Genomic DNA, 18893 nt, shown 5'->3' with positions numbered 1-18893 from the left:
TTATGCGGCGGCCAGTGTCTGGCTACCGCAGGCCGCTGGGTAGATGGGGCGTCAGCGCATTGCAGCAGGCGCAGGTGCGTTGGCGGGGGCAGCGGGCGCAGTCGCCTGCCAGCCACACAGCTGCCCTTGATTCTGCTGCTTCAACCACGCGTTCATCGGTGCGAAATACTCCAGCATCGGGCCGGCATCCAGGCGGTCGTTGCCGGTGAGTTCCTTCAGCGTGGTCTGCCACGGTTGGCTGGAGCCACGCTGCAACATCGACCAGAATTTCTGCCCGGCGTCCTTGTTGCCGTAAAAGCTGCATTCGTACAGCGGGCCTTGATGGCCGGCGGCTTCGCACAGGCCCTTGTAGAACTGGAACTGCAGAATGTGCGCAAGAAAATAACGGGTGTACGGCGTATTGCCTGGCACATGGTATTTGGCGCCGGCGTCGAAGAACTCTTCGCCGCGCGCGCTTGCCGGCGCGACGCCCTGGTACTTGGCCTTGAGTTCCCACCAGGCCTGGTTGTAATGCTCTGGCGTGATCGAGCCATCGAACACGCCCCAGCGCCAGCGGTCGATCATCAAGCCGAACGGCAGGAAGGCGACCTTGCTCAGCGCCATGCGCATCTGCGAATTGATCAGCGCCTCGCGGCCGGTTTGCTGTTCGCCCACCATGCCGATCGACTGCAGATACTTGGGCGTCATCGCCAGCACGATGGTGTCGCCGATCGCTTCGTGAAAACCATCGTTGGCGCCATTCTGGAATAGCGGCGGTAGCGGGTTATAGGCCAGGTCGTAATAGAGGTGGCCCAACTCGTGATAGATGGTGGTGAAGTCTTCTTCGGTCGGGTTGATGCACATCTTGGTACGCACGTCCGCGCCGATGTTCTGGTTCGCCTCGCCGCCCATGTTCATATCCCACGCGCTGGCGTGACAGACCACGTCGCGATCCAGCGGTTTGATGAATTGCGAGCGTTGCCAGTAGGTGTCGGGTAGTTTGGGCATGCCGAGCGAGGTGTAGAACTCCTGCGCACGTTCGGTCATCTGTTTTGCAGTGCGCAGTTGCGCTTCGCGCTCGGCCTGGAAGCGCGCACCGCTACCGCCTTCGCCGGTATTGGCCACGTCGCGTGCCAGTACTGCGCTCAGATTGCCCTGGTACTGTTTTTCCAGCGCAGCGGTGATGTCCAGATCGCCAGCGCCCGGATACGGCTGCAGCAGATCCCACAGGTTGCTCCAGTCCTGCTGCCACATGTTGCCCATCAGATGCGCGGGCAACATGCCGCCGGCGATCTCGCCCTTGTCCTTGCCATACTGCGTATTGAGCTTGCCGCGTGCGTAGCATTGCAGTTGCGCGTACAGCGGTTTGACCTGCTCCCACAGACGGTCGGTTTCGCTGGCCAGCTGCGCCGGCGGCATGTCGTAACCGCTGCGCCACAGCACACCGACATCGGCAAAACCGAGCCCGCGTGCGCCTTCATTAGCGAGCTCGACAAACCGCTGGTAATCCTTGCGCATAGGTTGCGCGGTGGCGTGCCAACCTTGCCAGGCGTCCAGTTGTTCGTTGTAGTCGCGGCTGCGCGCCAGCACCTGTTCCAGTTCGCCCAGCTGGCGGCAGCGGCGCTGTTCGCCCTCGCCGAGGCAGTAACGCGCCGCGCCGTAATCGCCTTCCATCTTGGCGGCGATCTGGGTCAGTTCGGCCAGCTTTGTCGGATCGCGGGGGGCGGGCAGGGCGCTCATCAATTTCAGCAGTTGCAACGCACGCGCGCTGTCGGCCGACATCGGCAGGCCGGCGTATTGCTTGGATTGTTCGATCCAGCGATCCAGCTGCGCCAGCTGGCGCTCGTTGGCCTTGGCCGCCAGCAACTGCGAGTCGCCGTTGATGTAGGTCGACGACAGCCACTGCGCTGCGGTGAGCTCCGGATATGCGGCTTTGTATTCGGCGCTGATGCGCGCAACGAACTGGTCGGCGCTTTCAGCAGGCGCGGCCTTGGTGGCGGCGGGTTTGGCCGGCGGGGCCGCATCCTGGCGGCAGGCCGACAACGACAGGGTGCCGGCAGCGACAGTCAATGCCAGCAAAAGCAAACGAAGATTCACGGATGGTCCTTGCGGTGAAGTCCGACGAAGGCTAGAGCGCGCCGCGACTCAGGGCAAGCGGTGTCGCCGTGCATGCGATGCGGATAGCTGCCAATCCATGTGTGGCTAGTGGAGCAGCCAACAAAACTACTGGCTCACTGCCAGGCGGGCGCGGCCTGTGTTCGGTGCGGGATGTATCACGCTGGCCTTGCGACTCTGAGCGGGTCGTCCATACGTACCTGCTCATTGCGCGCGACGTTTTGTCAGCTACTTATCAACTACTGATAAGACAGTGAGATATGGGTTGTCTCGGAGTGCTTGGATAATTTGGACAGGTCACTTGTGGAGCGAAGATCTGCTGGTTTGCTGCAGGGCCCTTGCCCGCCCACCATCGCGGGACACGCCGCAAGTACGTCCATGTAGGCTCTTACGCGGCATCCATGCCGCGTAAGGTCCCGCGACGGTGGGCGGGCAAGGACCAGTGGAGATGGTCGGTGTGCATGGTTGCAAGAAGTGCATGATGTGCATTGTTCCGATAACGCCGCGGCCGATCATCGTCCCGATGCACCCCGAGCAACAAGCAGCTTTTCACACGACCACCGACGAACTCTCTGGTGCGGTGTCCTCGCCGCTTGCGGGACCGTGTGGCGGCATGGATGCCGCCACCGAGCCTACAGGGAGGTACTTGCGGCGTGTCCCGCGAGCGGCGAGGGCACCGCGCCCTCGACTAATTGCTCTGGGCTCTGGACTCGTCCATCCGTACGCGAACAAACACGGCAGGCGTGATCTTCTCACCGGTTCCGGGAAATATCCAAACTGCGTTCATCCCGCGCATTGTGCAAACAGATCGCGCTCGCGTTCGTAGACACTGGTCTTGACCTGCATCAGACCCAGGATCGAGGGGAACAAGGCATCGTGATCGGTGTACTGACCGGCGCGGTGACGCAGGCAGGTTTCATCCAGGCCGCGATCGCGCGCGAACTCCGGCGAGAACCACATCACCATCGGCACGTGGGTCTGCTCCTTGGGCGCGATCGCATACGGCACGCCATGCAGATACAGCCCTTTTTCGCCGAGTGATTCGCCGTGATCGGAGACGTAGATCATCGCGGTGTCGTAGTCCTGCAAACCGCGCAGCGTGTGGATGGCCTGATTGAGAAAATGGTCGGTATAGCCGATGGAATTGTCGTAGGCATTGACGATGTCCTGGCGGCTGCAGCTGCCCAGATCGGCGGTTTTACACACTGGTTTGAAGCGTTCGAAATGCGCCGGGTAGCGTTCGAAGTAACTCGGTCCATGGCTGCCCAGTTGATGCAGCACCACGACGCGATCGCCTGGCTTGGCACGCACCTGTGCAGCCAGGTCGCTGAGCAGAATCTCGTCCATGCAGCGGCCGTCGGCACATAATCCCGGTGTGGTGGCATCGTCCAGCTTCTGAAGCTCCAGGCCATCGCACACGCCCTTGCAGCCAGACTGGTTGTCGCGCCACAGTGTGGAAATGCCGGCGTGATCGAGTACATGCAGCAGCGACTGATGGCCTCGGATCATGTCTTCGTTGTAATCGCGCCGGCCAAACGGCGAGAACATGCAGGGCACCGAGACTTCGGTGCTGGTGCCGCACGAATGCATGTCCGGGAAGTTGATCACCCCGGCCTGCGCCAGCTCCGGCGTGGTCTGGCGTGCGTAACCATTAAGGCCCCAGTTCTGCGCACGCGCGGTCTCGCCCAGGACCACCAGCAGCAAGCGTGGGCGGCTGCCGGCAGCACGTGGCGTGGCCATTGCATCGTGTTCGATCGGTTGCTTGGGCGCGTGCTTGATCGGTGAATCGGATTTGAGGTTCTGTCGCAACGCCACGATGTAATTGATCGGCGTGGCCAGGTAACGCACCTCGCGGTGATTGCGCATCAACGCGGAAATATCCTGGAACGACAGCATGGTGCCCGCCGCGCCCACCACTGCCACTAGCAGCAGAAAGCCGGCGCGAATCGCCAGCGACTTGCCGGTGCTGCGTGCGCGCAACCGGGTGCGCCACAACAGCGTTGTGGGGATCAGGAAGTAGCACACCAGCGGCAGGATCAAGCCAGGGGTGAGCAGCTCGCGCGATTCCTTGTGGTCGGTATGCAGCACGTTGCGCAGCATGTCCGCATCCAGATAGACGTTGTAGCTGTCCATGTAATGCGCAGCCAATGCGGTGGTGAACAGCAGCACCGTCAGTAGCGGTTTCGCATTCCAGCGCCAGACCAGCAAGCCCAACAGCAGGGCATGCACGGCCAGCAACAACGCCATCAACGAGATGGCAAATCCAATGCTGCCTGGATGCGTCGCCATCGCCGTGCGCCAGAACAACTGGTTGCACACCAGGGCGAAAAACAGGCTCGACAGCAGGACCAGTGTCTCGGTCGATACGGTCGGCCGGGTACTCAAGGTCAGCGCACGCGGGCGCGCTTGCCCTTGCGGCTCCGGTAGCCAGGTACTCATGCTGCATCCCCCGATTGCAACATCAAACCACGCGCGCGATGCGGCCGAGCCAGCATCACGCAGTAAAGTGCCAGTGCGCTCACCCAACACACCGCCAACGACCATAGGTCGTGCGAGAGAAAATGCGCGCCGCGCAGTTGTTGTGCAATACCGAAAATGAGACCTGCCGCTAGACCTGCGAACAAGCCTGTAAAGCGCCATGCAGGACATAGAGACAGCGCACAAAAATACAGGGCCACCCACGCATAACCGGCGCTTGCATGGCCGGCGGGAAAACACCCGGACGCAGCAATGCCATGGCGTGATTCAAATAAACCGATCATTGCCTGCGTACCGCCATAGCGGCTCAGATCCCAGGGGCAATCCATCGCTGTCCATGATTTAAGGAGCGACACCAGCGAGGTCGACAGTGCGATCGATGCAGCGAGATACGTCAGTGGCCAACGCAATGCACGCCTGCGTGGAGTAAACCAAGCGGCCACAGCCAGCAGTAACACGCAGACTCCTGCAGTTGTGCTCAACCATTTGCCGGCGCGATGCATAACGCCGCTGGTAAACCAATGCTCCTTGAGCAGCCATTGCCCGCCTTCCAGGCGATACAGCACATCGGCAATCCACTGGTCGCCACCGGCGCCCATCAGCAGTGCACTGAGCAACAGCACACCCGTCAGCGGCATCCATAGATGGCGAACAAAAAAACGCGCCCGCACATCAGGGGCGATGCGCACCAGAACTGGCGCATGGACGGGAAGCGTGCTCATCGGAATGTCGGTCTGTGTCATTGCCCGGCATCTTCGAAACCCGGATGTCGGAGAGCGGTCGGACCGGAGTTGCCCAGCCGTTAATCGACACCGAGCATTCAGTCTGTATCGCCATCGCTACCGGTTTGTTCGGTGTCGGACGCAGTGGCGATGCAACCGGCGTGCCACGCGGTGCCCGGCACCAGTTGCCATTGATTGCGATTGGATTCGCCGATATCGATGCGTTGCCCCGGAGCGATACACGCCGGTACAGCCTGCTTGAGCACGAATAACCAACGTTTCTCCGGCGCGTGTGCAAGCCACGGACCGGCCTTGTCCCATTGCTGTTGCCAAGATGCCTTGAAACCGAAGTCGGTCACCGCCCGATCCGCCTGCAGCATGTTCTGCTCGCGCCAGGCCAGCATGCCGAGCTCGGCATCCGGGCCGATGCGTTGACCGACACGCTGCATCAATCGCGCGGCCGAGCTATAGGGATCCAATGCCGGCATCAAACCCAGGCCGTATACGATCCACAGCGCTGCGGTCACCACCACCACCGCAGTGCCGGCGCGTTTGCCGCGCCACCATGCGATCGCTGCAAGGCCGACCACGCCCAGGGCGATCAACCAGACACCCACCGACTGCATCGAGGCCAGATCCATTCCGCGCTTGAGCGCCGTGTTTTCCGCCCAATGCAGATGCAATGCGATCCCGACACCCAATGCCAGTGCGGCCACCGCAAGCAGCAGCACATAGCCGGTCAGCAACACGCGGATACCGCGCTTGCGCAGCAGCCCGGCCAATAGCGGTGCGGCGGCAATACACAACGCCGGCAGCATCGGAAAGATATACACCTCACGCTTTCCCGGGCTGGCGCTGAAGAACACCAGCACCAACACGCTCCAGGCAAGCAGCAGCACATAGCGCGGATCGCCGCGCCGTAGTCGTCGCCACCAGGCCGGCAGCAACCAGGGCAACAACAGGCAGCCAGGCAACCACAGCGTGGCGATCACCTGCAGGTAGTACCAGACCGGCTTTACGTGATGCCACGCGTGTGCGTAACGGGTGCCGGTCTGCTTGAACAACAACTCATGCGCGTACGCATGCAGCACCGGGTCGTTGCTCTGCAGGAGCGCGATGCAAAGCGGCCCCAGCCACACCGCAGTGCCGGCCAGAAACGCCGGCAGTACCAACAACCAGCTGCGCCCTGCCTGCGCACGCGCCGGCAACACACTCCAGTGCCTGCGCGGCAGCGCTATCCACGGCAGCAACAGCAGCAGTGGCAAAAAGCCCACGCCCTTGGTCACCGTCCCCACGCCGGCCGCGAACAACCCCAGCGTCCACGCGCGCCAGTCCGGCCCGCGCAGCAGATGCCGCAGCATTCCCCACAACGACAGCGTGGTCAGCGCCACCAGCACCATGTCGATCTGCGCGCGCTTGGCCATCAGGCCGAACTGCAGTACCGCAAACAACGCCAGCACCGCATGGCGCGCCACGCGCCGATTCCATAACCGCCGCGTCAGGTCCCAGGTCAGCCACAGCGTGGCCAGCGCCGCCAGCAGCGAAGGCAGCAAGAACGCGACGGGCCAGTGCGGCACCAGCTGATAACTGGCGGCCTGCAACCACATGAACACCGGTGGTTTTTCGGCATACAGCTCGCTACCGCGATGCGGCAACAGCCACTGACCGGTCTCGACCATGCTACGTGCGGCCAGCACAAAGCGCGGCTCGTCCGGCGGATTGGGCTGACGTAAGCCAAGGCCGGCCAGCAGGCTGACAACGATCAGCGCCAGCGCAACCAGCAGCATGCGTTGACGGGACACAGCGGCAGAGATGGCAGGCGACACGTGCACGCTCTGATGAAAGTGGCGGAACACTATCCGGCAAGCGGGTCGGAATTCTGTCGGAAGCACCGGTAACGGTTGCGTTTGGCCAGGCTCGGTTAGGATGCGCAAATCGCCCCTGCCGGGCCGCCCTGGAAACCTGCTCATGCGGCTGCTGGTCATCGAAGACAACCGCAACATGGTTGCCAATCTGTTCGAGTATTTCGAAGCGCGCGGGCACACCCTGGACGCTGCGCCGGACGGCGTCACCGGCCTGCACCTGGCCACTACCCAGCATTACGATGTGCTGGTGCTGGACTGGATGATGCCGCGCATGGACGGCCCGGAAGTGCTGCGCCGCCTGCGCGAGCAGCACCAGTCCGAGTTGCCGGTGATCATGCTCACCGCGCGCGACGAACTGCCCGACAAGATCGCCGGGTTCCGCGCCGGAGCCGACGACTATCTGACCAAGCCCTTCGCGCTGCCCGAACTGGAAGTGCGCATCGAGGCCTTGCTGGCGCGTGCGCATGGCCGTCGTCGCGGCAAGCTGCTGCAGGTGGCCGACCTGCGGCTGGATCTGTCCACGCTGGAAGCCACCCGCGCCGGCCAGGCGCTGCATCTGTATCCGGCCTGCCGCAAGTTGCTGGAAGTGCTGATGCAGGCCAGCCCCGCCGCCGTCACCCGGCAGCGGCTGGAGCAATCGTTGTGGGCCGACGACCCACCCGACGGCGACATGCTGCGCTCGCATATCTACGAATTGCGCCGCAGCGTGGACGGCCCGTTTGCGCAGAAGTTGATCCACACCTTGCCGCGGCTCGGCTACCGGCTGGCGGTGCTGGATGGCACCAGCGCGCTTGCCACAGGCGAATCCATCGATGGCTAAGCAGCGACCGTTGGGCCGCCGCGTCCTGGTGTGGTTGTTCGGTTACACGTTGTTGATGACGCTGGCGGTGTTCGGCACCGCGCAGTATCTGCACGAGCGCGCCGAACACGGCGTCTGGCGCTCGCTGCTCAACTCCGAACTGGACAGCATTCTGGACCGCAGCGCCCAGGATCCGGGTTACCGCTGGCAGGATTCTGACACCTTGCGGCTGTACCGCGTCGATGACAGTGCGGCGTTGCCGCCGGTGCTGCGCACGTTGCATCCCGGCCTGCACGACGAGCTGGAAATCGCCGGCCGCCAGAGTGCGGTGATGGTGCGCGACACCGCGCAGGCCGGTCGCCTGGCGCTGGTGCTGGACATCACCGATTTCGAAGCGCTGGAAAAATTTCTCACCCGCTGGATGCTCGCCGCGGGCATCGCGCTGATCAGCGTCACCTTGGTGATGGGCACCTATGCGATGGCGCGGCTGGTGCGGCCGTTGGTCGAGCTGGCGCGCGATATCGGCGCGCTGCGCCCGGAGCGGCGCGCGCAACGTATCGCCGTGGGCCCACAGGGCAGTGCCGAGCTGTACGTCATCGCCGATGCGCTCAACGATTATCTCGAGCGCAACGGCCAGTTCGTGGAGCGCGAACGCGCCTTCATCGACAGCGCCAGCCACGAGTTGCGCACGCCGATCGCGGTGATCGGCAACGCCGCCGAACTGGCGCTGGAACAGCCCGGCACACCGCCTGCGGTGCGTCATCAGCTCGAGCGCATCGCGCACACCAGCGGTGCGGTGGAACAGCTGATCACCTTGTTGCTGGTGCTGGCCAAGGACCCCGGGCGGCTGAGCTGCGGCAACGACACGCTGCGCCTGGATCAGCTATTGCCGGAGATCGTCGCCGACCACGCGCATCTATGTGCCGACAAGGATCTGCAGGTGCTCATCGACCCATTGCCGCCGTGCAGCCTGACCGCGCCGGTAGCCATCGTGCAGACCGCCATCGGCAACCTGCTGCGCAACGCGATCGAGAACAGCGACCGCGGCATCATCCGCGTCTCGCTCTCTCCACCGGGCGTGGTGCGCATCGCCGACCCGGGCCATGGCATGACGCCGGAAGAAATCAGTGCCATCTATGCGCGGCTGGCACGCGGCAATGCACGCCAGGGCAACGGCATCGGGCTGGAGTTGATCGGGCGCCTATGCGAGCACCTGGGCTGGCATCTGCATCTGGATTCCAGCGCAGGGCAGGGCACGGTGGCGACGCTGGATCTGTCCGGCTCGACGATTGCGACCGGGCTACAGGGATAAATAGTCGCGATGCGCATTGCGCGCTCATCGCGCATCGCACCGCAGCCCTATCAAACGCACGCAGCACTTAACACCGGCAATAACCCGCGCTCGCTCAACCAGCGACGCGCGTTCTCCGCATCCTGCTCGAACCATGCACGCGTGGATCCCAGCCGGTACGTATAGCCCCAGGTATCCATGTCGGTCATCAGGCGCGCGCTGCCCACACCGGGCAACTGATCGGCCAGCAGGATCTGCAGATAACAGGTCGCGTCTTCTTCATCCACCGAATCGGTAGCATCGGTATGCACGGCGGCACGCTTTTCTGCCGGCAACACGATCAGATGCCCGGCCTCATGCAGTAGCGAATGCACCGGTGTGTCGTCGCGCACATACACATCGCAACCGATGATGCCGGCCTCCGGCTCGTCCCAGAAACTGCCCGGTATCGGCGCGCCCGCATCCACGCGATGCAGGCGCAGGCCATAACGTGCGAGCAGCGCGGCGGGTGCGTCCAGGCCGATATCGGCCACGCACATTACAGTGGCAGATTCGGATTCGGGGTCGAATGCGGAAGAAGAATCGATGGTCACGCCGGAGAGCTCGCGGTCGGGTCACACGTTAAAACGGCACCGTGCGAACACGGTGCCGTCCAGATGATGTGGAGTGGCTAGCAAAACGCAGCGAGCAGCCTGGCGGTGATCGCAGTCGTTCTGCCGGCCACTCTTACTTGTCGCCGTCTTCCGGCAACGCGACCGAAATATCCAGCACGTCGTGCTCGCCGTCCTTGACCAGATCAACCCGCACCGCATCGGCATCGATGTTGACGTACTTCTTGATCACTTCCAGCAATTCGCGCTGCAGCAGCGGCAGGTAGTCCGGACCTCCGCGATGGTTGCGCTCCTGCGCAATGATGATCTGCAGGCGGTTTTTGGCCGTCTCGGCGGTGTTCTTCTTGCTCTTGAGAAAATCGAGCAGGCCCATGCTTACCCTCCGAACAGCTTGCTGAAGAAGCCTTTCTTCTCCACGGATGTGAATCGCATCGGGCGGTCTTCGCCCATGATGCGGGCGACCGCGTCGTCGTACGCCATGCCGGCCGGCGACTCGGCATCCAGGATCACCGGCTCGCCCTTGTTGGAAGCGTTGAGCACATCGCCGGATTCGGGAATGATGCCGATGGCCTTGAGGCCGAGCACTTCTTCCACGTCGGTGATGCTGAGCATTTCGCCGCCTTCCACGCGGCCCGGGCTGTAGCGGGTCAGCAGGAGGAACGCAGGAACGGTCTTGCCTTCCTCGGCCTTGCGGGTCTTGGAATCGAGCAGGCCGATGATGCGGTCGGAGTCGCGCACCGAAGACACTTCCGGGTTGACCACCACCACAGCGCGGTCGGCAAAATACATCGCCAGGAACGCGCCTTTTTCGATGCCGGCCGGCGAATCGCAGACGATGTACTCGAAGCCGTCGGTAACCAGATCCTTGAGCACCTTCTCCACGCCTTCCTGGGTCAGCGCATCCTTGTCGCGGGTCTGCGAGGCAGCCAGCACGTACAGGTTGTCGAAGCGCTTGTCCTTGATCAGCGACTGCTTGAGCGTGGCCTCGCCATGCACGACGTTGACGAAGTCGTACACCACGCGCCGCTCGCAGCCCATGATCAGGTCCAGGTTGCGCAGACCGACGTCGAAGTCGATGACGGCGACCTTCTTGCCGCGCTTTGCCAGCCCGCAGGCCAGGCTTGCGCTGGTGGTGGTCTTGCCGACGCCGCCCTTGCCGGAGGTGACTACGATGATTTCAGCCAAAGGATTTCTCCGAAATATTTCAGTGGTTGGGCTGCGTCAGTCCAGCGCAGCGATCTTGATCTGATCCTGCTCCAGCCAGACCTGGACGGCCTTGCCACGCAGTTCCATGGGGACATCGTCCAGCACCTTGTAGTGGCCAGCGATGGCGACCAGTTCGGCGTGGAAATCGCGGCAGAAGATGCGCGCGTCGGTATTGCCTTGCGCACCGGCCAACGCGCGGCCACGCAGGGTACCGTAGATATGGATGCTGCCGTCGGCGATCACCTCGGCGCCGGCACCCACCGTACTGAGTACGGTCAGGTCGCAGTTCTCCGCATACAGCTGCTGTCCCGAACGCACTGCGTTGCGTTGCATGCGGCCAGGTGCCGGGCGCACGACAGGCGCGGCGGGTTCAGCGCGTGCAGGTGGCGGCGGCGGAGGCGGTGGGCTCGCCGCAGTGGATTCGTATTGCGCACGGAACTTGGCCAGCAGTGGCACGCCGAGCTGTTGCGACAGCAGATCGATCTCGCTGGTGCCGTAGGCCAATGCAACCGGCAGCACGCCGGCCGCGCGCAAGCCATCCAGCAGCGCCTTGGCGGTGGTCACGTCGGGCAATTGCGACAGCCCACCGAAATCCAGGATCACCGCCGCACGCCCGAACAACTTGGGCGCGCGGGTCACCCGTTCCTGCATCTCGCGCAGCAGGCGCGGCACATCCAGCGTGCGCACGCGCAGATTGGCGATGCCCACCTGGCCGATCTTCAGTTCGCCGGCTTGTTCAAAATCCACATTCACGCTAGCCACGCCTCAGCTCCCCGTCGATGCGTTGTCGGTGGCAGCGGCATGACGCGGCCGGCCGACCCACGGCAACTGCTCGGGCAACTTGCCGCCATAGGTCTCCTTGACCCAAGGATAGCTGCACATGTCTTTCATCAGCATGCTGGCGCGCACTTCCACATCGGCCATGGTGTTCTGGCCGACCTCGCGGAAGCCGAAGCTGCCATGGAACAACAACGCCGCATCGGCGCCATGGTCCAGGAACACCTCGCAGGCCAGTTGCGGGTAGCGCAACTCGGTGTAGCTCTGCACATCGGCATAGAACGCACGCCCGACGCCACCACCGCGACGGCGGCTGGCGACCACGATGCGGTCGATGTAGAAAAATTCCGGATGACGGTCCCGGAACCAGGCGAAATTGCTGCTGTCATGCGCACTGCCGCTACCGAACCCGACCAGAAACCCGGCCAGGTTGCCGTCGCGCTCGGCGACGCGAAAATATTCGGCCTGCTCGTAGAAGCGCTGCAGCTTGTTTGGATCCAGCGGCAGGATTGCCAGTCCGGCATTGTTGTTCAGGGCCAGGACGGAATCGAGCTCGTGCTCGCGCACGTCGCGGATAACGATCGACATTGGGACTCCGTGGGGTAACGCTCTCGACCCGAAATCGGATCTGCGTCGGATTATTACATGCGTGGCCTGAAGCGGCGACCCGGCATGCGCGCTCCGCAGGGCATGCGGACGAGGAGGCGGCAGCGGCACGCCGATGTCGGAGTGCAACTTGTTGCCAACGCGCCGATGCATGACTTCCGGCAAGAGGGCAGGGCCGCGCGTTACGCCTAAGATGCGTACATGTTGGGATACCTCAGTCATACGCGCGTCCTGCGCTTCGCCGGCCTGTTCACCTGGGCGATGATCGCCATGCCGTTGGTGTACACCTACTGGCCGGTTGCCGAAGAGGGCGACCACCGCAGCGTGGCCGAAGCCCTGCTGATGTCGGGGTTCTTCGTCGGCTTCGGCGCCAGCTACTTCTGGTTGACCCGCGGGTTGAACAGCGGCGGCCACGCGCATTGGTACGACCGGCTGATTCTGCTGCTGCTCACCATCTTCGCGCTGGCGGTCAGCTATCTGAGCGGAACCGGGCTGGGCAGCATTCTGATGATGGTGGCGGCCGGGGTGATCCCCTGGCTGCTGCCGCTGCGCATCGGCGTGGCCTGGCTGGTGCTCAGCCAGCTGGCGGTGCTGCCGGTGTTCTATTACCTGCGCCCGGACTTCACCCTGTTCGCCGCATTGATGCAGTCGCTGCTGTACGGCGGCTTTTCAATGTTCATCTTCGTGACCAGCCTGGTCGCGCGCCAGCAGACCGATGCGCGCGAAGAACAGCGCCGGCTCAATGCCGAACTGCGCGCCACCCGCGCGCTGCTGGCCGAAAGCGCCCGCATCAACGAGCGCACCCGCATCTCGCGCGAGCTGCACGACCTGCTCGGTCACCACCTCACCGCGCTGAGCCTGAACCTGGAAGTGGCCGGCCACATCACCGAGGGCCAGGCCCAGGAACACGTGCGCCAGGCGCACACGCTGGCCAAGCTGCTGCTCACCGACGTGCGCGAAGCGGTCAGCCACCTGCGCGACAGCGGCGCCATCGATCTGGAAGCGGCCTTGCGCCCGCTGGTGACCCAGGTGCCCTCGCTGGACATCCATCTGGACATCGCCCAGCCACTGACCCTGGACGACCCCGAGCGCGCCCACGTGCTGCTGCGCTGTACCCAGGAAATCATCACCAATGCGGTGCGCCATGCCGGTGCGCGCAACCTGTGGATCCAGGTGCGCCGCGATGCCGACAGCGTGCTGATCGACGCCCGCGACGACGGCCACGGTGCCGACACCGTGGCGCCCGGCAACGGGCTGCGCGGCATGCGCGAACGCCTGAACCAGTATGGTGGCCAGCTCGAGATTCAAACCCGGCGGGGTGACGGCTTCGGCCTGCGCATCTCCGTTCCAGGCGCGCCGGCACTGATGCCTGCGGCCGTGACTCAAGGAGTGTTCTAGATGATCCGTGTGTGCCTGGTCGACGACCAAACCCTGGTACGCCAGGGCATCCGCTCGCTGCTGGCGCTGGACAACGGCATCGAAGTGGTCGCCGAGGCCTCCGATGGCAAGCAGGCGGTCGAGCAGATTCCGCAGATTCAGCCCGATGTGGTGCTGATGGACATGCGCATGCCGGTGATGTCCGGGCTGGAGGCGCTGCAGATGCTCTCGCGCAACGGCACGCTGCCGCCAACGATCATCCTGACCACCTTCGACGACGACCAACTAGTGCTGGCCGGGCTCAAGGCCGGCGCCAAGGGCTATCTGCTCAAGGATGTCTCGCTGGAACAACTGGTCGGCGCGATCCGCACCGTGGCCGGTGGCGGATCGCTGGTGCAGCCGGCGGTGACCCAGCGCCTGCTGTCGGGCCTGGAACACATGCGCAACGAGTTCGTCAGCCTGGACCGGCCCGACCCGCTGACCGACCGCGAGACCGAGATCCTGCGGCTGATGGCCAGCGGGTTTTCCAACAAGGAGATCGCCAATTCGCTGGGGGTGGCCGAGGGCACCATCAAGAATCACGTCTCCAACATTCTGTCCAAGCTCGGCGTGCGCGATCGCACCCGCGCGGTATTGAAGGCCTTCGAGCTGCAGTTGGTCTGACGGCATCGCCGGGCGGCGCCCAATCCCCGTCTGCGCTGAGGGGATTGGGCGCGCGGCGCGTTTCACCCCGCAGGCGTGCCTGATTCACTGTGGTGCGATTCACCGTGGCGCGTTGCTGCGCATCTGCATGGGAACAGGCTGACGAGCAGGGCGAATGCGCCATGCCATCGCTGCATCACACACAGGCATCGCGCGATGTGCATGATAGCGGCGCGCAATCCGTCCAAACCCCTGCCTGGATTAGGATTGCGTCGCTGTGCAACGGCGTGTCTTGCGCTGGATGACACCGCAAGACCGCGCTACCCGTCGCACAACTGAACATCTTTCTCGAAGCCTGCTAGGATGGCGGCTTCGCTTCACTCAACCCGGCCGTGGGATCGGCCCCGGAGACCTCCTGAATGACCCGTATTATCGAGTTCCTGATCGCCTTGGGGATCGTGGCTGGCCTGTTTGTCGTAGTGGGCCTGGTGTTGCCCTCGGAGCGGCAGATGTCCGAGAGTGTTGAGACCAACCGCAGAATGACGATTGTTTACGACACCGTGAACAGCTTCCGTCGTTTCAAGGATTGGAACCCGCTCGTGCTGCGTGACCCCAAGCTCCAGCTGAAGCTGGCCGGCCCTGAAGAGGGCAAGGGTGCACGTATCGAGTACAGCTCCACCGAAGGTTACATCGGCAAGGGCAGCTGGGAGATCACCAACAGCGTCAAGAACGAGCGCGTTGAGATTTCGATCGACGATCCCACCAAGGGCTACGACAAGGTCACCAATTTCACCCTGGTGCCGACCGGCAAGAACAACAAGAACGTCAAGATCACGCAGGACTACAGCGTCAAGTACGGCTGGAACCTGTTCGGTCGTTATGCCGGCTTGTATGTCAGCCGCCACGTGGGTGACGACCTGAAACTGGGTCTGTCGCGTCTGGCGACCGCACTGGCCACCGTTCCCAATTTCGACTACCGCGCCGAGCTGGATGGCAAGCCGGTGTTGAGCGATCTCAAGATCGTCGATGTGCCGGCCGAGGACCTGTTGGTCGTCACCGCAGGCAACATCGATCGTGACAACGAGACGATCAAGAAGTCGATCAAGGACAACCAGGAGTGGATCAAGCGGGTGATGGATTCCAACGGCCTTGAGGCTGCGGGTCCGGTGCGCATCGTCACCACCGACTTCGCGTCCGACAAGTACGCCTTCGACGTCGTGCAGCCGGTGCGCAAGCGTGCCGGTGCGGCTCCCAAGCCGGATGCGGCCAAGGACGCTGCCAAGAAGGACGACGCCGCTGCCGCTGCTCCGGTCGATGCAACGCCGGTCGCCGCCACTGGCGAAGAGCTGAAGGTCAATATCCCGACCGAAGCACCGGTGAAGTACGAGCGCACCAAGGCGCATCGCTCTGCCTATGCAACCTACGCAGGCCACATGGCCGGTCTGGATGCAGTGCGTAGCTCACTGCGTGCCTGGTCTGCCACCAACGGCAACGACGTGACCGAGCGTCCGTACGAGTCGTGGAAGGCAGGCGTGGACAAGTCGTTTACGCCGGAAGGTGTCTACGATGTTTACTGGGCAATCAAGTAATCGTTTCACCACGATGAGTTGATCCAGACGAAAACGCGCCGCAGCCTTGCGGCGCGTTTTTTTTTGCGCCACGGCGCTGCAATGGAGCCTGCCCTCATGTCCCTGCTCGAACGTCGTAAGAAACATCCCTCGCTGCTGGCGTTCTGCGGCGCGTTGCTGGCCGCCATCGCGGTGGGGTTGTCGGCCTATGCCTCGCATGGCGTGGCCGATGTAGTGCTGCAATCGCGGCTGCAACTGGCATCGCTGTACGCATTCGGGCATGGCGCCGTTCTGGCCGTGCTCGGCACCACTGAAACACGCGCGCTGGGTCGGATCGGTCTGTATCTGCTGTTGATCGGCACGCTGCTGTTTGCCGGTAGCCTGGTCGGCGGCGCGCTGCTGCAGTGGCCCACCAGCCTGGCGCCGGTTGGCGGGGTCAGCCTGATGCTGGGCTGGGTGGTGCTGGCGGTCGGCGCGTTGAGGCGTTGAGCATGCCGCGCCATGCCCGCGGATTCGACGTGGAAGCTGCGTTCGCACACTTGACCCGGCGCGACCGCGCGTTGGGTGCGTGGATGAAGCGCATTGGCCCGATCGCGCCACAGCCGGGTTGGCGCAAGCCGTTCGATCCGGTGGATGCATTGGCGCGCGCGATCCTGTTCCAGCAACTCAGCGGCAAGGCGGCCTCCACGATCGTGGCGCGGGTGGAAGTGGCGATCGGTGCGCAGCGGTTGCATGCGGATACGCTCGCTCGTATCGACGATGCGGCATTGCGCGCCTGCGGCGTGTCCGGCAACAAGGCGCTGGCATTGCGCGATCTGGCGCGGCGCGAACTGGAAGGCGAGATTCCCTCGTTACGCAAGCTCGCTTTCATGGACGACGAAGCGATTGTCCAGGCGCTGATACCGGTGCGTGGCATCGGCCGCTGGACGGTGGAAATGATGCTGATGTTTCGCCTGGGTCGCCCGGATCTGCTGCCGATCGACGACCTGGGCGTGCGCAAAGGCGCGCAGCGCGTGGACAAGCAGGAGCAGATGCCGACACCGAAGGAACTGGCCGCACGCGGCGAACGCTGGGGCCCGTATCGCAGCTACGCCGCGTTCTATCTGTGGAAGATCGCCGACTTCAGCGTGGCGACCAAGGTGCCGACGCCGCGCTCGCAGGAGTAGCTCGCGCGCAAGGGTGGTAGACAAGCTGGGTGGTCGTGTCGCGCTGCGTCGCGTAAGGCATGACGCGCGGCCGGCTTACGTTGCCGACCAACGCCAGTGCCACGGCTCGTAGACGATGCCATGCGGGTTGTCGCGCGGATAACTCAGGCGAAAGCCGAACTGCGCGGCATGCGTACGCAACCACGCGAATGCCGGCGTCGCTTCGAAGGCGTCTTCGGCCGGCGGCTCGCCTGGCGTGCCGATATCCAGTGCATCGCCGCTGTGGTGTTCGCTGAAGCCTGGCGCTGCGTTGACGGCCAGAATCTGGGCAAGCGTGAGGCCGCGCGCGAACTTGCGTTCGAAGATGCCCAGTTGATAGTCGTGGCTGCGATAGCCCGAGATCGCATCGAGCAGGATGCCCGCGCGTGCCGCATCGATGCGCATGCGGTGCCAGGCGCGGGCCGCGCCGTGGCTGAGCCAGAGCGGCCGACCGAAGCGGTCGCGGCCGGCATGCTGCAGCACGGACGGTTCGGCGATCAGCATCAGGCCGGTCTGGCTGACGTAATCGTCTTGGGCAATGCCCAGCTGCGCCAGACGGCGTTGCAGGCCGTCGATCGGGAGCGTGGTGGCGCGGGGCGGCAGGCGGGGCGTGCCGGCATCCAGCTGATCCAGCGCTTCATCCAGGCCGGGCTCGTTTGCCAGCCGCGGCACCAGCGGCATCAGCCCTTGCGCCAGTTGCGCAGCCAGATAGCGCCCATCGCGCTTGCGCCTCAGCAGCCAGTCGGCCTGCGCCAGCACACGCGCGTCGGCATTGCTGCGCGCCTGCAAAAGGGCGGCTGGCACCAGTTCGATAGAGCGGGTATTGAGCAGCAGGGTCGGCAAGGGACGTATCGGCATCGGCACAGGGTAGGCCGAAGTGGCCAGCGCGGCCAGCGAAGGCAAATCCTGGTCCAGCGGCGGGTAGCCGTGGCTGCGAGAGCTCGGCGACCACCGCCGCCACGTCCGTCATCAACGCAGCGCACAAGCGACCACTGCGCGCCAGCTGCCGAGGCGCGCTGGCGCGCCGAGGTCAGAGTTCCTTCTTGAACACCAGCAGCGCCGTGCCAAGCGGCATATGCATGAGGATGTTGACCAGCTCCCAGCCGAGGTTGCCCTGCTTGACCAGTTCGGCCTGGATGTCCTCGCTCTTGATCGTGCCGATAAACGACGGCTTCAACTCGATGGTCAGATAGTTCCAGCGTTTGCTCATGCTTGCGGTTCCTTGTCGTCGCGCGGCTTCGGCAGCCGGCCGGCCTTGCGCAGCGCATCGCGCAACACGTATTCGATCTGTGCATTGAGGCTGCGCAGTTCGTCGTCTGACCAGCGCTGCACGGCGGCCAGGACGTCGGCGTTGATGCGCAGCGGATAGGCCTTCTTTTCGTTCACTCGCGCTCCCCGCGGCCGCTGTGGCGGCGCAGGTGCATCACCATCGAGACGATCAACACGTTCACGCCGACGAGCATGCCGATCACCACCGCGTAGATACCGGCGCGGTTGTCGCCGGCCCAGTACAGACACGCGGCACCGATCAGGATCACCAGGCCGATCAGCGCCCAGCGCAGTCCCAGGCCACGCGCGCGGTCGTCCTCGTCCGCCCCGATGGAGGCGGCGATCGCCAGCGCGGGCAAGCCGGAGAGCGCGACCACCAACGGCACCATGACATTCATCGCATC

The 18893-nt window shown here is 63.9% G+C and carries 20 protein-coding genes; 7 read left to right on the top strand and 13 right to left on the bottom strand.

Features of this window, described 5'->3' with window-relative positions; translation table 11 throughout:
- Nucleotides 1-51: 51 nt before the first annotated feature.
- The 4 genes from AC1PLU_RS16385 to AC1PLU_RS16370 form a co-directional block, all read right to left on the bottom strand.
- Entirely contained in the window at nt 52-2076 is a 2025-nt protein-coding gene (locus tag AC1PLU_RS16385) for a M2 family metallopeptidase (protein ID WP_481106760.1), read from the bottom strand.
- 801 nt (nt 2077-2877) lie between these two features.
- Complete coding sequence (locus tag AC1PLU_RS16380; RefSeq protein WP_481106759.1) at nt 2878-4533, bottom strand: phosphoethanolamine transferase; 1656 nt, start codon at nt 4531-4533, stop codon at nt 2878-2880.
- Nucleotides 4530-5294: a phosphatase PAP2 family protein gene (locus AC1PLU_RS16375; protein WP_481108541.1), complete on the bottom strand. Its 765-nt coding sequence runs from the start codon at nt 5292-5294 to the stop codon at nt 4530-4532. Before AC1PLU_RS16375 ends, AC1PLU_RS16380 begins: the two co-directional genes overlap by 4 nt.
- Nucleotides 5295-5392: 98 nt before the next feature.
- On the bottom strand, nt 5393-7126 hold the full coding sequence (locus AC1PLU_RS16370; RefSeq protein WP_481106758.1) for an ArnT family glycosyltransferase: 1734 nt from the start codon (nt 7124-7126) through the stop codon (nt 5393-5395).
- Between the two features lie 136 nt (nt 7127-7262).
- On the opposite strand from AC1PLU_RS16370, the gene AC1PLU_RS16365 reads away from it, so the two are divergent.
- Both AC1PLU_RS16365 and AC1PLU_RS16360 read left to right on the top strand, forming a co-directional pair.
- Nucleotides 7263-7979: a response regulator transcription factor gene (locus AC1PLU_RS16365; RefSeq protein ID WP_481094865.1), complete on the top strand. Its 717-nt coding sequence runs from the start codon at nt 7263-7265 to the stop codon at nt 7977-7979.
- Entirely contained in the window at nt 7972-9270 is a 1299-nt protein-coding gene (locus AC1PLU_RS16360; protein WP_481106757.1) for a sensor histidine kinase, read from the top strand. The genes AC1PLU_RS16365 and AC1PLU_RS16360 overlap by 8 nt, the downstream gene beginning before the upstream one ends.
- A gap of 50 nt (nt 9271-9320) precedes the next feature.
- On the opposite strand, the gene AC1PLU_RS16355 is transcribed toward AC1PLU_RS16360, so the two are convergent.
- The 5 genes from AC1PLU_RS16355 to AC1PLU_RS16335 all read right to left on the bottom strand — a co-directional run bounded on the left by AC1PLU_RS16355 (nt 9321) and on the right by AC1PLU_RS16335 (nt 12431).
- Nucleotides 9321-9788: a hypothetical protein gene (locus tag AC1PLU_RS16355; protein WP_481108540.1), complete on the bottom strand. Its 468-nt coding sequence runs from the start codon at nt 9786-9788 to the stop codon at nt 9321-9323.
- Nucleotides 9789-9975: 187 nt separating this feature from the next.
- On the bottom strand, nt 9976-10233 hold the full coding sequence (minE, locus tag AC1PLU_RS16350) for a cell division topological specificity factor MinE (RefSeq protein ID WP_005994583.1): 258 nt from the start codon (nt 10231-10233) through the stop codon (nt 9976-9978).
- Between the two features lie 2 nt (nt 10234-10235).
- The gene (gene minD / locus AC1PLU_RS16345; RefSeq protein ID WP_481106756.1) at nt 10236-11045 is read right to left on the bottom strand and encodes a septum site-determining protein MinD; all 810 of its coding nucleotides are present in this window, start codon (nt 11043-11045) and stop codon (nt 10236-10238) included.
- A 36-nt stretch (nt 11046-11081) separates the two neighbouring features.
- Nucleotides 11082-11828 carry a septum site-determining protein MinC gene (gene minC / locus AC1PLU_RS16340; RefSeq protein WP_481106755.1) on the bottom strand — a complete coding sequence of 249 codons (747 nt, stop codon included), beginning with the start codon at nt 11826-11828 and terminating at the stop codon, nt 11082-11084.
- Nucleotides 11829-11831: 3 nt separating this feature from the next.
- Nucleotides 11832-12431, bottom strand: coding sequence for a GNAT family N-acetyltransferase (locus AC1PLU_RS16335; protein WP_006450023.1), 600 nt, complete (start codon nt 12429-12431; stop codon nt 11832-11834).
- Nucleotides 12432-12650: 219 nt separating this feature from the next.
- Between AC1PLU_RS16335 and AC1PLU_RS16330 the strand changes: the two genes are divergently transcribed.
- From AC1PLU_RS16330 to AC1PLU_RS16310, 5 genes are all read left to right on the top strand, one after another.
- Complete coding sequence (locus AC1PLU_RS16330) at nt 12651-13847, top strand: sensor histidine kinase (protein ID WP_023903105.1); 1197 nt, start codon at nt 12651-12653, stop codon at nt 13845-13847.
- Nucleotides 13848-14489, top strand: coding sequence for a response regulator (locus AC1PLU_RS16325; RefSeq protein WP_006450021.1), 642 nt, complete (start codon nt 13848-13850; stop codon nt 14487-14489).
- A gap of 398 nt (nt 14490-14887) precedes the next feature.
- Nucleotides 14888-16057 (top strand): polyketide cyclase, encoded by a 1170-nt coding sequence (locus tag AC1PLU_RS16320; RefSeq protein ID WP_168957959.1) that lies wholly within the window; start codon nt 14888-14890, stop codon nt 16055-16057.
- Between the two features lie 81 nt (nt 16058-16138).
- A complete protein-coding gene (locus tag AC1PLU_RS16315) occupies nt 16139-16525 on the top strand; it encodes a DUF423 domain-containing protein (RefSeq protein WP_481106754.1) in 387 nt (128 codons plus the stop codon).
- Nucleotides 16526-16527: 2 nt separating this feature from the next.
- A complete protein-coding gene (locus AC1PLU_RS16310; protein WP_481106753.1) occupies nt 16528-17202 on the top strand; it encodes a DNA-3-methyladenine glycosylase family protein in 675 nt (224 codons plus the stop codon).
- A gap of 75 nt (nt 17203-17277) precedes the next feature.
- Here the strand turns inward: AC1PLU_RS16310 and AC1PLU_RS16305 are convergent, their stop codons facing one another.
- The 4 genes from AC1PLU_RS16305 to AC1PLU_RS16290 form a co-directional block, all read right to left on the bottom strand.
- Nucleotides 17278-18078, bottom strand: a complete 801-nt coding sequence (locus AC1PLU_RS16305) for a M15 family metallopeptidase (RefSeq protein WP_481108539.1) — start codon at nt 18076-18078, stop codon at nt 17278-17280.
- 172 nt (nt 18079-18250) lie between these two features.
- Nucleotides 18251-18430 (bottom strand): DUF4177 domain-containing protein, encoded by a 180-nt coding sequence (locus AC1PLU_RS16300; RefSeq protein WP_023903110.1) that lies wholly within the window; start codon nt 18428-18430, stop codon nt 18251-18253.
- Nucleotides 18427-18606 (bottom strand): type II toxin-antitoxin system antitoxin, encoded by a 180-nt coding sequence (locus tag AC1PLU_RS16295; RefSeq protein ID WP_006450015.1) that lies wholly within the window; start codon nt 18604-18606, stop codon nt 18427-18429. The genes AC1PLU_RS16300 and AC1PLU_RS16295 overlap by 4 nt, the downstream gene beginning before the upstream one ends.
- Nucleotides 18603-18887, bottom strand: a complete 285-nt coding sequence (locus tag AC1PLU_RS16290; RefSeq protein ID WP_006450014.1) for a hypothetical protein — start codon at nt 18885-18887, stop codon at nt 18603-18605. The genes AC1PLU_RS16295 and AC1PLU_RS16290 overlap by 4 nt, the downstream gene beginning before the upstream one ends.
- Nucleotides 18888-18893 lie beyond the last annotated feature (6 nt).

This window comes from Xanthomonas sp. NCPPB 2933 (assembly GCF_056725225.1).
The sequence above is the reverse complement of the archived record's forward strand: the minus strand, read 5'-3'. Positions and strand labels throughout refer to the sequence as shown.